Genomic DNA, 9,554 nt, shown 5'->3' on the forward strand with positions numbered 1-9,554 from the left:
CTCTGCCTGGGAACGGATATCCAGAGGCTCTGCCTCGCCAGCTTCCAGGAAAATTGGAGGCAGAGCCTCCTGATCTGTGTTACCAGGCAGAGCCTGGTAACGAGTAGAAATTTCTCAGGTGCAAGTTTAACTGGTTCCTAGGCTCTGCCTGGGAACCGATATCCAGAGGCTCTGCCTCGCCAGCTTTAACTGGTTCCTAGGCTCTGCCTGGGAACGGATATCCAGAGGCTCTGCCTCGCCAGCTTCCAGGAAAATTGGAGGCAGAGCCTCCTGATCTGCGTTACCAGGCTCTGCCTGGTAACGAGTAGATAACGAGTAGAATTGGAGATTAAATACCTCGATCGCCCTGCGGTTTTGCTACAGGAACTGACGGTTTTTTATTGGGAGAATTAAAAGCTCGATCGACCATATCTCCAAAGGGAACAAACTGCGGTGCAGATGATGGAGCTCCGGTTCTCAACGTTGTAACTGGCCCACCGCCGTCTTGGGCAAAATTAATCAATTTCGTTAAAGCATCACCGGGATTTTTAGCATTGCGCTTGTCTAGGGTGAACAGCAGATTTTGAGAGTTGCAGCGCCCCCGTCCGTTCACGTAACAAACTACTGGCAAGTTATTAACAATTCCTGTTGTTAACTGCAAGTTGCTCAATCTTCCGCCATTCTGGGCAACAGCTTTTGTCAATCTATTGGAAACAATTTGACAGCGCTGCCAGGGTGTATATTCGCGGCCGAACTCGGTAGATTTCCACAGAATCATTGGATCGGTTGTGACATTTCCCCGCCGCGCAATTGTGACAAAATTCCGACCGGAAGTAACGCACTGAAATGTTGTTCTAGTGGTATTCCAAGAGTTGCTGGCTGGAGCTGCTTGCACTTGGCTTGCAAAGGCGACAGTACCGGCGAAAACTAAAGCGGATGCTAATAAGGGTGCAGTGAATTTCATAATAACTCCTGCCACTAAGGCAGCTAAATTTATGTAGGAAGTCATAGTTGTAGGCACAGGGCAGTGTCTATTGGTGTCAACTTAAGGTTAAACCGGTAGTCCGCCAGGGAATGAATTCCCTGCCTCAAAGCTAAAGTCCTCTAAAGAGGACTGAGAAAAAGACTGTTAAACTCATTAGTCCTCTTTAGAGGACTTTCGCTATTAGGCAGGGGTTTTAACCCCTGCCGGACTAGGGGTTTAACTTTAAGTTGACACCAATAGCCCGTGTCCTGTCCCTACCTCTTCAAATTCTGCTGGTTGGCTGTCGCACCCGGATATTTTTCAAATATTAAATCAGGTTAGTTGCACCTCATGTCTGTAGGTACATGGCAGTGTGGTGTGTTTATTTCAACACTGGGAAAGGTGGCTTTAGGAACACGGCACAGCCCTTTCTTTATTTCCAACACTTCGAGACTGTGGCACAAGTATCCTAGATAGTGTTTTTAGCTACATTCTCCAAAGCCACGACAGTCAACAATGGTAAGTAAAACTACAAAGCACAGCTCCGAAATCGGCTGGCAAATAAATTTTTATGAAACCTCGAATCATTGTTTGCGGGTTGGGCCACACGGGACACAAGATTTTTTGTTTGTTGAGACAGCAAGGAGCGATTGTGGTTGGTATTAGCGATCGCCCAATTCGCGGCGAAACTTCTGATGTGGTTGTCGGTAATTTGCAAGCAGCTTCTACTTTGTTGGCGGCGGGCATTCAAAACGCTCACACTTTAGTAATTGCAGGAGACGATGATGCTGTAAATTTGGCAATTTTGATGCAAGCGAGGATTCTCAATCCTCAGATTCGCATCATTAACAGATTGTTCAATACTAGCTTGGGCGACAGAATTGACCACACTTTGCCCGATCACACTTCCATGAGCGTTTCATCATTGGCGGCTCCGGTTTTTGCCTTTGCGGCTCTCGGCAATCAGGCGATCGGACAGTTGCGTTTGTTCGATCGCACTTGGCCGATTCACGAAGAATATATCGATGAAACACATCCTTGGAAAAATCGCAAACTCAGCGATTTGTGGGACGATCGATCGCGAATGTTGATTTATTATCTGCCGGCTGCTAACAAAACTGATTTAGTATCGGCGGTGCTTGCCGATCGGCAGTGTCAGCAGGGCGATCGGCTAATTGTTGCCACTCAGCCCACTATCCACAGCCCCCAAAAAACTTTAACTCAAAAACTGCTCAAAACATTAACTAAGCTCCACAGATTTCAGCAGCACAGCCAAGCAGCAGTAATTGTGGTACTGACGCTGCTGTCAATGATTGCTGTTGCTACTGCCACCTATATTTGTGTTGACAATCATATCTCAATTGTCGATTCTCTTTATTTTTCAGTAGGGATGATTACCGGAGCCGGAGGCTATGAAAAAGTGGCCGAACAAGCTCCTGAAAGCATTAAACTATTTACAGTTGTCATGATGTTAGTTGGAGCAGGCATCATCGGCATCTGCTACGCACTGCTCAACGATTATGTATTGGGAACTCGCTTTACCGAATATTGGGATGTGGCGCGAGTTCCGCAGCGCCATCATTACATTATTTGCGGGCTCGGAGGAATAGGTATCCAAATTGCTAAAGAACTACACACTAACGGTTACGATATTGTGGCGATCGAGCAAGATCCAAACTGCCGCTTTCTGAGCACGGCTCGCTCAATGAAAATTCCGGTCATTCAGGGAAGTGCTAGTTTGCCCGCCACTCTGGAAGCTGCTAATGTTAAGCAAGCGGCCGCACTTTTGGCTGTTACTAGCAGCGATATGTCTAATGTCGAAATTGCCTTGAGCGCTAAAGGATTGGCCCCAAAACTCTCAGTTATTGTTCGCAATCAAGACCCACATTTTGCTTTGATGGTGCAGCAAGTTTTTGAGTTTGAAGGAGTTTTGAACCCGACGGAATTGGCGGCTCCTGCTTTCGCAGCGGCGGCAATTGGAGGCAGAATTTTAGGCAACGGGATGACTGCTGATAGTCTCTGGGTTTGCTTGGCCACATTGATTACGCCAAACCATCCTTTCTGCGGCCACCATATTCAAGATGCTGCTATGTCTGCGGATTTTGTGCCTCTGTATGTGGAAACTAATTGTCAAACTCTCCACGGCTGGGATTTACTGAATTGTTGTCTGAGTACGGGGGATGTTTTGTATCTGACGATGCCGGCGAATCGGTTGGATCAACTGTGGAGAACTACCTCGGAATTAATTAAAACTTAGTGGTTTGACACGGGAATTTATGGGGAGCATCTCATATTTGTAAAAACACTTCTTCTGGCTCCTTCCTTCTTCCTCTTCCCTCTTCCCTCCTGCCTCCTGCCTCCTGCCTCCTGCCTCAAAACTCCAATTTCTAGCTTGCCTGCTTTCATTGAGATGCTCCCAATTTATGTTGCCGATCGCTCAATTGCAACTACAAACCTGATAAAATGGGCTCTGTCTAGTAAAAAAGACTTACGACTAATCCTCTGAAATCCGGTTTCTTAGGGCAAGTTCTAGTATAAATAATCAACAGACTCTCAATTAGTTGCGATGTAGAATGAGAAAATTTTTAGGATTAGTTGTGTTTGGCCTGATAATGGCGATCGCCTCTGTAGCTGTCGCTGCTCAACCTTTGTTCGTCTCTTATCCTCCCGCTAACCACAAAACTACAGCCGATCGCATCTTTTTAATCGGTACAGCGCCCGCACCGGGACAAGTTTTAGTAAATGGCAACCAAATTTCGCGCACCGCAGTCGGTCATTTCGCCCCGACTTTTCCGCTGCAACTCGGCGAAAATCTCTTTACCTTGCGTTACGAAAATCAGGAAGTCAAAATTAAGGTGACGCGCGAGTCTAATCAGCCGGTAGCCCCTGTAGGATTGGCTTTTGCTAAAGATTCTCTGACGCCAAAAGTCGATGTGGCGAGTTTGCCGGGGGAATATATTTGCTTTGGGGCGATCGCACCGGCGAATGCTCAAGTTTCTGTAAAATTGGCGGGAGTTACTATTCCTTTAAAAGCGCGATCGCAAGTCGAACTACCCGACAACAAATCTGTACTGTTAGGTGAAAACTCCCCGATCGAAAAAGGCGGCAGCGAACAGTATCAAGGCTGCGGTAAAACCCCCCCCAACCCCCCCTTGCTAAGGGGGGGCAATGAGTCTAATGCCGCCTTGCCAAGGGGGGGCAATGAGTCTAACTCCTCGGTACTAAAAGGAGAAAAAGTGGATTTGGGAGTGCCTGTATTTGAGCTAACAATGAACGGTCAAACTATCAGCCAACAAGGTACTGGCAAGATTTCTATTCTCTCTCCGGCGGATTTAGAAATAGCAGAAGTAACAGCAGATCCTGGTGTTGCCAGAACCGGGGCGAGTACAGATTTTTCTCGGATGACACCGCTGCCGAAGGGAACGCGAGCAACAGTTATCGGGCGGGAAGGAGAATGGCTCAGACTCGATTACGGTGCTTGGATTAAAGCATCGGAAGTGCGAATTGTCAAGGATGCAGTGCCTCCGCGATCGATTATTCGCAGCGCGCGATCGCGTCAAGTTTCCGGCTGGACAGAGGTGTTATTTCCCTTAGAAACACCCGTCCCAGTCACCGTGCAGGAAGGAGAACGCACTTTCACCTTAACCCTGTACAATACCACCGCTCAAACTGACATTATTCGCCTCGACGATGACCCGGTAATTTCGCGTTTGGAATGGCAACAAATATCGCCGCTGCAAGTACAATATACTTTTAATCTCAAATCCGCCCAACAGTGGGGCTATAAGTTGAGATACGAGGGCACAACTTTAGTGCTGTCTTTAAAACACCCGCCGGTGAATACAAGCGCGGTTCCCAATTCGCAAGCAAAACCCTTATCGGGAATTAAGATTCTCATCGATCCGGGACACGGCGGCCCGGAGGATGGAGGTGCTGTGAGCCCAGTGGGAATTAGGGAAAAAACAGTAGCTTTAACGGTGTCGAAATTGGTGCAACAGGAATTGGTAAATCGGGGTGCGAATGTGCTAATGACGCGGGTAGAAGATGTCGATTTGGATTTGCCGCCAAGGGTGGAAATGATTCAAAAAGAAGAACCTGCGATCGCAATTTCAATTCACTACAATGCTTTGCCGGATAACGGCGACGCGATTAAGACTAAAGGAGTCGGCGCTTTCTGGTTTCACCCGCAAGCGCACAGTTTGGCAATGTTTTTGCACAATTATTTAGTTGCCAAGTTGAACCGTCCGAGTTATGGTGTATTCTGGAACAACTTAGCCATGACTCGTCCTGCCGTTACTCCATCTGTTTTAATGGAATTGGGATTTATGATCAATCCCGAAGAGTTTGAATGGATTGTGAATCCGACAGAACAGAAGAAGTTAGCCGAGGCGATCGCCCAAGGTGTTACCGAATGGTTTGCCTCTGTCAAATAACAGTTAGTAGTAAGGACTGAAGTCATTATAAAAAAAAAATTATAGTCAGGACTTCAGTTCAGCCAATCCAAGGAAATGAAATAATGCTAATTTTCACTCAATCAAAAGCCTTTTTTATTGCAGCCGTCGTTGCAAGTTTTAGCTTCTCACTTTACAGCTTTCCTGTTTTCGGCAAGCAGCAAACTCTGGCTCCCGCAAAAGCAGAAGCTTTAAAAAAGCAAACTCAATGCTCGTTTATTACTGGTGAAGGTGGCGCTATTAACATTCGCAAAGGCCCAGGCAATCAGTACCCAGTTGTTGCTAAATTGAAAAGGGGAGACGGAGTTAGGGCTGTCAGCAGACAAGGTAAGTGGGTGAAAATTGCGGCCAGGTTTTCAGGTAATCCTCCTAATGAAACTTTGACAATCCTTGACGGTTGGGTGAGCAATCAATTTATTAATGGCTGTTCCGAAGACCAATTTGACAGGTGGCGACAATAGGAAATTTGGTTTTTAGTAAGGACTTCAGTCCTTAGTTGAGATGAAAACTAAAATCTTCACTACAAACCACACCGGGATATTTTTAAAAGTGGTACAAAAAAGACGATCGCCCTGATTCATTCTTGCATTCTCAACCAGCTAAAAACCTGTTCGGCGGTGATATTCAGGGGAATCATTTCGGGCACAGGAAGGACATCGCTACCTTCGCAGAATTGCGGTTGTTGGTTGGGCAAAAACGCTAAAATCGATCGATCGTCTGGATCGATTAGCCACCCCAACTGACAATTATGTTGCAGACAGTGAATGATTTTTTTAGTTACGCGATTTGAGCTTTGTTGTGGCGAGAGAATTTCGATCGCCCAATACGGTGCAATTAGCACATCATCCAACGGTTCACCGCTCTCATCAAATTGAATCTGTTCCCACAATAGTACCGCAATATCTGGAACAATCGATCGCCCGCCAAACGTACACCGCAACTCTGGAAAAGCATAAGCTATCTTGGGTTCCTCTACCACTTCATTAATGACACGCAGAAATTGCCCCTGGAGACGAGAATGTTTAGTTTTCGGCATAGGTTTTTGGAGAATCTCCCCCTCAATATATTCGCTGGCAGGTTTAGTTTCTGGCAGTTTTAGAAATTGTTCAAGAGTAAGGCGCTCAGTTGCGATCGTCATAAATAAATTCCTCAATGCTACCTATCTTCAGTGTAAACCAAAAAATAGTTATCTTGCATGAAACTGGTGTAATATCGCCTAATTTTGCAGAACAATCTGCTGTTTAAACTCAAACAAATTAGGATTAGTAGGGTCATAAAAAGCCCGCAACCAATGCACGTTTGGAGAACCAAAAGTTTCAACTCTCGTAAAATTTTTCATTCTCGGTAATTGAGTTTCATCGGTAAAATATGGTAAAGGTTTATCGATGCGGAAATAGTGAGTATCGCCGTGGACGAATACAACCTGCCCTGGGAAATTGCCTGTTTCTGTTTCCAGAGTTGCGATAAAATCGTTGTAGCCACTTCTTCTTTTGTCCGTCGGATCGAGTTCAAATCCCGGATTTGCCTGTGCAACTAACACAATTCCTTTGCTGTTGCTGCGTTTGGCTAAAGCAAAACATTCTTTGATCCAGGCTAAGTTAGCCCAATTGCGATCGGCATATTCTGCATCTGCTTCGGGAGTGCGACCAAAATTGTTATTACTTCCCGGCATATTAATCGCCAAAAACACAACGCCATGATAAATCCAGCGAACATTTTCGCGGAATTTAGCAAACTGCGGGTTTTCGCTTTGACGGGTGAGAATTAAGGTGCGCTTTCCCAAACTTTGATTACCGTTGCTAAATATTTCCCGCAGTTTAGCCAGTCTTTCTACTGGATCGTAACTGCCATTTTTTGAACGGTGGCAATCCGTCCATTCATTATCGCCATAGGCAAGAATAAACGGTATCTCAAAATTGTCAAATAACTGCTTGCGGCTGACAAAAGTTGCATCATCGCAGACACTAGAACCGTTTTTAATGTCACCGTCGTGGACTACAAACGCTGCGGGCGATCGATTGATATCTGCAATCAAACTAGGAAATTGTGCTTCCTGTTCGGCACTGTAGGGCAAATCGCCAATCAAGGCAAATTCAAAAGGTTTATCGGCCCAACTTTCAGCATAGCTCAAAGTACCTAAACCGATAACAGATGCAAAAATGATAAATCCAATAATCAAATATTTTTTAAACATTCCTTCTCCAGTAGCCAGCAAACCATCGATATCCTAACAAAACTTGTCAACATCTCTGTTTTCTTCTTTTCCTCTGTGTTCTCTGTGCTCTCTGTGGTTCAAAAAAAAAACTGCCTAAATTGCGATTATTAATGATACCATAAACACGATAAATTACTATAGATAAATTATGAAATTTCCCCCGACGCTCTCGGTAATAGCTGCATTGTTAATGGCTAGCTGCAATATCCAACCCCAAAAAATCAACCAGCAAACCAACACACAGCCTACAGAAAGTCGCTCGCCAATAGCAACCCCTGTCCCCGCCCAACCCAAGTCTGAGATCAAAGAAGCAAAACTAATTGCTGTCGGTGACATCATGATGCACAGTACCCAAACGCGATCGGGCTACGACGCAAAAAATAAAACATACAATTTTGACAATTTCTTCGCACCAGTTAAAAGTATCCTGTCAACAGGCGATTGGGTGATCGGAAATCTCGAAACACCTTTAGCGGGCGAAGATGCTCGCGGATATACGGGATATCCGCTATTTAACGCACCGGCTCAATTAGCGGATGCTGCTAAAAAAGCAGGATTTAATATATTGACAACTGCGAACAATCATGCTTTAGACCGGGGAGAAAAAGGAGTAATTAGGACGATCGCCAATCTGAGCGATCGCAAAATTGCTGCCATAGGAACAGCCACATCAGCCGCCGCAGCCGATCGCACTTTTATCAGCACCAAAAACAACATTTCACTAGCCAAGCTAGCCTACACCTACGGCACAAACGGCATTCCCATACCCAAAGGCAAAGATTACTTAGTTTCCCTAATCGACGAAAAAAAGATAGTCAAAGACATTGCCAAAGCCCGCAAACAAGGAGCAGATATTATCGCAATTTCCCTGCATTTTGGCGACGAATATCAGCGACAGCCAAACCCCCAACAAAAACAATTAGTTGAAAACCTATTAAAAGCCGGTGCAGACATCATTCTCGGCAGCCATCCCCACGTCGTCCAACCTTACAAAATTTTTAATTTTCCCGGCAAAAATGGCAAAACCCGCAAAGCTGTAGCCATTTATTCAATGGGAAACTTCATTTCCGGTCAGAATAAAAAATATACAGACTTAGGCGTGATTTTGCAAGTAAATATTCGCAAAAAATTTCCCGAAAAAACCACAGAAATTACCGATGTAAAAACACATCCTACTTGGGTACACCGCTATACTCAGAACAATAAAACTAACTATCGCGTTTTGCCCTTAGAAACAACTGTCAGCCAGAAAAAAGATGCACTCCTAGCAACTTCACAGTATCCTGTTTTAGCAAAATATTTGCAGGATATGAACAATCATCTTAATTCTTTAAATAAACCTCAAGATAACAAGTAATCCCTCCCTCAAGCAGGGCAGGGCGGTTTCATTCTCGCGAAAATCCCGATTTTGACTCTTGTAGTGCCAAGAATGCCTACCCCTAGAGACGACTTCACAGGCGTTTGAGACATGGGGGCTGCCACGGGGGGCAGCCCCTACAAGAGAATGAAACAGCCCTGATATCTGCGGTGAAAAAAAGAGAATGTATTAACCGCCCCGGACAAGGGATTGACGCCCATTTACCCAGAGGTCGAGAATAGATAGATGAATAATTTCGATGCTAACAGATTTGATATTACCCGAAATTAGGACACCGCAGTGCCGTTTCCCTACAATCAACCGGGCAATGATTATATCCGATCGCGCTCGCCCACAACTGTGCACGATTCTGATGGAGTTCTTCCGTATAATTCTCGCAGTGATAGCCAACTATTCCTGACGCTAAAACACGAGGATCGAAAGTAAACTTGTCCCTCTATTTGAGTACAAGTTTTCACCTTGACTCCAGCCAAGTCTAATAGATAGTCTAAGGATCGCGAATTAAATAACTTATAATTTTAATTGTTATTGTGGGATGGGCGTCCCGCCCGTCCAAAAAGGACGGGC

The 9,554-nt window shown here is 45.2% G+C and carries 7 protein-coding genes; 4 read left to right on the forward strand and 3 right to left on the reverse strand.

Features of this window, described 5'->3' with window-relative positions; translation table 11 throughout:
- Positions 1 to 328 precede the first annotated feature (328 nt).
- The gene (locus tag QUB26_RS29205; protein WP_333320815.1) at positions 329 to 988 is read right to left on the reverse strand and encodes a COP23 domain-containing protein; all 660 of its coding nucleotides are present in this window, start codon (positions 986 to 988) and stop codon (positions 329 to 331) included.
- A gap of 526 nt (positions 989 to 1,514) precedes the next feature.
- On the opposite strand from QUB26_RS29205, the gene QUB26_RS29210 reads away from it, so the two are divergent.
- The 3 genes from QUB26_RS29210 (at position 1,515) to QUB26_RS29220 (ending at position 5,855) form a co-directional block, all read left to right on the forward strand.
- A complete protein-coding gene (locus QUB26_RS29210; RefSeq protein ID WP_333320817.1) occupies positions 1,515 to 3,200 on the forward strand; it encodes an NAD-binding protein in 1,686 nt (561 codons plus the stop codon).
- A 316-nt stretch (positions 3,201 to 3,516) separates the two neighbouring features.
- The gene (locus tag QUB26_RS29215; RefSeq protein ID WP_333320820.1) at positions 3,517 to 5,376 is read left to right on the forward strand and encodes an N-acetylmuramoyl-L-alanine amidase; all 1,860 of its coding nucleotides are present in this window, start codon (positions 3,517 to 3,519) and stop codon (positions 5,374 to 5,376) included.
- An 83-nt stretch (positions 5,377 to 5,459) separates the two neighbouring features.
- The gene (locus QUB26_RS29220; RefSeq protein ID WP_333238543.1) at positions 5,460 to 5,855 is read left to right on the forward strand and encodes an SH3 domain-containing protein; all 396 of its coding nucleotides are present in this window, start codon (positions 5,460 to 5,462) and stop codon (positions 5,853 to 5,855) included.
- Positions 5,856 to 5,971: 116 nt separating this feature from the next.
- Here QUB26_RS29220 and QUB26_RS29225 read toward each other — a convergent pair whose 3' ends face one another.
- On the reverse strand, positions 5,972 to 6,532 hold the full coding sequence (locus QUB26_RS29225; protein ID WP_333238540.1) for a Uma2 family endonuclease: 561 nt from the start codon (positions 6,530 to 6,532) through the stop codon (positions 5,972 to 5,974).
- Between the two features lie 78 nt (positions 6,533 to 6,610).
- The gene (locus QUB26_RS29230) at positions 6,611 to 7,588 is read right to left on the reverse strand and encodes a hypothetical protein (RefSeq protein WP_333320822.1); all 978 of its coding nucleotides are present in this window, start codon (positions 7,586 to 7,588) and stop codon (positions 6,611 to 6,613) included.
- Between the two features lie 169 nt (positions 7,589 to 7,757).
- Between QUB26_RS29230 and QUB26_RS29235 the strand changes: the two genes are divergently transcribed.
- On the forward strand, positions 7,758 to 8,966 hold the full coding sequence (locus tag QUB26_RS29235) for a CapA family protein (protein ID WP_333320824.1): 1,209 nt from the start codon (positions 7,758 to 7,760) through the stop codon (positions 8,964 to 8,966).
- The last annotated feature ends 588 nt before the right edge of the window (positions 8,967 to 9,554 follow it).

Origin of the sequence: Microcoleus sp. B4-C1 (genome assembly GCF_036705285.1) — a bacterium.
GTDB lineage: Bacteria > Cyanobacteriota > Cyanobacteriia > Cyanobacteriales > Microcoleaceae > Microcoleus.

Bases quoted from the DNA above. Each gene is read 5' to 3' on its own strand.
- QUB26_RS29205 (WP_333320815.1), bottom strand. From the start codon at position 988: ATGACTTCCTACATAAATTTAGCTGCCTTAGTGGCAGGAGTTATTATG.
- QUB26_RS29215 (WP_333320820.1), top strand. From the start codon at position 3,517: ATGAGAAAATTTTTAGGATTAGTTGTGTTTGGCCTGATAATGGCGATC.
- QUB26_RS29210 (WP_333320817.1), top strand. From the start codon at position 1,515: ATGAAACCTCGAATCATTGTTTGCGGGTTGGGCCACACGGGACACAAG.
- QUB26_RS29235 (WP_333320824.1), top strand. From the start codon at position 7,758: ATGAAATTTCCCCCGACGCTCTCGGTAATAGCTGCATTGTTAATGGCT.
- QUB26_RS29220 (WP_333238543.1), top strand. From the start codon at position 5,460: ATGCTAATTTTCACTCAATCAAAAGCCTTTTTTATTGCAGCCGTCGTT.
- QUB26_RS29230 (WP_333320822.1), bottom strand. From the start codon at position 7,588: ATGTTTAAAAAATATTTGATTATTGGATTTATCATTTTTGCATCTGTT.
- QUB26_RS29225 (WP_333238540.1), bottom strand. From the start codon at position 6,532: ATGACGATCGCAACTGAGCGCCTTACTCTTGAACAATTTCTAAAACTG.